Annotated in this window: 1 protein-coding gene; it reads right to left on the minus strand. The window is 26.5% G+C overall.

The features are described 5' to 3' along the window. Nucleotides 1-333: 333 nt before the first annotated feature. Nucleotides 334-2,451, minus strand: a complete 2,118-nt coding sequence (locus VLM92_RS06380) for a sensor domain-containing protein (RefSeq protein ID WP_325275511.1) — start codon at nucleotides 2,449-2,451, stop codon at nucleotides 334-336. Between the last annotated feature and the right edge of the window lie 378 nt (nucleotides 2,452-2,829).

Raw genomic sequence — 2,829 nt, forward strand, 5'->3', positions numbered from 1 at the left:
AGGTTATTTCTTTAGTCGTCCTTTACCTGCTGAAGATATAATTTACTGTTTAGAAATTAATTAAGAACTATAAAAGGAGAACTATATCATAAATAAAAGTATTAATGGATTTAGTATACTATGATTTGAAACAAGGTATATATAAAACTATTTTTCATATTTGGCATTTTTTTACCTCCATATATTTTTCATGCTTAATTGCACAAGCTTATTATGTGCTTTTAATCAAAAAAGATACTTAGAAAAATAGTTTTATATATACCTCATTTCAAATCATAGTATGCTAAATCCATTAATACTTTTATTTATGATATAGTTCTCCTTTTATAGTTCTTAATTAATTTCTAAACAGTAAATTATATCTTCAGCAGGTAAAGGACGACTAAAGAAATAACCTTGCCCTACATTACATTTATTTTGTTTTAAAAAATCTACTTGCTCTTTATTCTCTATACCTTCAGCAATTACATTAAGTTTTAAGTTTCGTCCCATATCAATAATAGTTTTTACAATTGGTGCTGTATTCACATCACTTATAATGTCATCTACAAAAGATTTATCAATTTTTAAGGTGTCTATAGGCAAGCGTCTTAGAACATTTAATGATGAATAACCAGTACCAAAATCATCAAGTGATAGTTGAATTCCTATATTTTTTAATTCATTTAATACTACAGTTAATTGTTCAATATTTTGCATAATACTTTCAGTCATTTCTAATTCTAAATATTGTGGATCAAGTTTTGTTTCTTTTAACACTTTCTTTATATTTTCAACAAAATTATTCTGTTGGAATTGATAGGCTGAAATATTTACTGCAATGTATATTGAAGGAAGTCCAGATTCTTGCCAACTTTTATTTTGTTCACATGCAGTTTTAATCACCCATTCACCAATAGGTATAATAAGTCCAGTTTCTTCTGCTAATGGAATAAATTCATCAGGAGAAATCAGTCCTAATTCAGGATGCTTCCAGCGAATTAATGCTTCCATACCTACAATTTTACCTGTATGTAAGTTGAATTGAGGTTGATAATAAAGTATAAATTCATTATTCTCTAATGCTTGTCTTAATTCATTTTCTAAATACATTTTTTTTGATATATCATTACTTTGGCCAGAAATATAAAACTTATAGTTATTTTTTCCTTTTTGTTTAGCAACAAACATAGCTATATCAGCACATTTAATCAATGTTTCTAAATCATCTCTGTCTTCGGAATATAGACTGATTCCAATACTAGTAGATAAGAAAAATTTTTGTTCATTTATTATGAATGGGTAAGAAAATTCATCAATAATTGATTGTGCTACTTTAGTTGCTTCTATTTGATTTGTATCGTTCAATAAAATAATAAACTCATCCCCACCATAACGACAAATCATATCATCTTTATGTACATGTTGAACCAATCTTTTTGAAAACTGTTGTAAAATAATATCTCCAAATGTATGTCCCATTGTATCGTTAATTATCTTAAATCTATCTAAATCAAGAAACATAACACCTACATTTTGCTTTTTTACCTTTGAACTATCTAATAATTTATTAAACTTATAATCAAGCATATTTCTATTAGGCAATCCAGTTAAACTATCATAAAAAGCTAGTTGTTTAATTTTTTCTTCTGATTTCTTTCGCTCTGTTACATCAATAATCATTGTGAGAATAGCCGGTTTATCAGAATAAGTGATACTGGTACTAATCATTTCAGCATCTACAGTTTTCCCCTCAGATCTAAATAGTTTGTATTCATTTAATCTAGTATGTATTTTGTTTTCTTTTAATTCATTAACTCTATTAATTGTAGCTTGGTGAAATTTTGGATGAATTATATCAAATATCGATTTATTAATAAGTTTTTGAGGATTATCTATATTTAGAATCCTTGCTCCTGATGAATTAACATACATCAATTTCTCATCTTCATGAATAGCTATACCTATTGGAGCAATTTCGATTAGGTTACTATAATTTTCTTCAAGTTTTTTATACTTTTCCTCTGTAAGTTTTTGTTCTGTAATATCAATTGCCATAACATTAATTTTGATTACTTTACCAGAAGAATCAAAAATAGGTATACCGTAATTTTTCATCCAGCGAACCTCACCATCTTCTTTTATAAAACGATATTCTATATGACTAGATTTTCCTAATAATAATTCTTTTTCATGCTCTTTAACTAACTTTATATCATCTTGATATACTATTTCTTGCCAAACCATTGGATTATCTAAAAATCTCTTGCGTGATAATCCATACGTTTTTTCAATCCCCATTACAACTAATGTACTATTTGTACATACATCATAAGACCACAGTGCAGCATGCGTGCTATCACATATTTGATTTAATTCTTCTCTATTGTCATTTACTTCTTGAGAATAAAACTTAACTTCATCAAACTTTTTACCTAAGAACCAAGTAATTAAAATCAATATGGGAATCATTATTTTTTGAATTGTATCTATATAACCAAATTTACTATAATAATAAATAATATATATTGACTCTGTAATTACTAAAAATATCATTGTGCATATTCTACCTTTATATTTCATTTATATATCACCTATAATCTTAATAATTTTAAATAAAAAATCGTATCGCATTTTTACAATACAGTCGCGGATTTCAATAGCGTAGACAAGATATTACTTTTTGTACCATTTTTTTCCATTTATTGTAATTATATCATTTAACTACATTTACCACAACATCCTCTAACTTAAATACTCATATACAAATTTCCCTCCTAATAATCAACATCTTTAAAATGAGGCCTTGAGTCATTATATCAATAATGCCTATACTTAGTTTCACCATCT

The sequence above is a fragment of the Romboutsia sp. genome (assembly GCF_035470145.1).
In the GTDB taxonomy this organism is placed as follows: Bacteria; Bacillota; Clostridia; order Peptostreptococcales; family Peptostreptococcaceae; genus Romboutsia_D.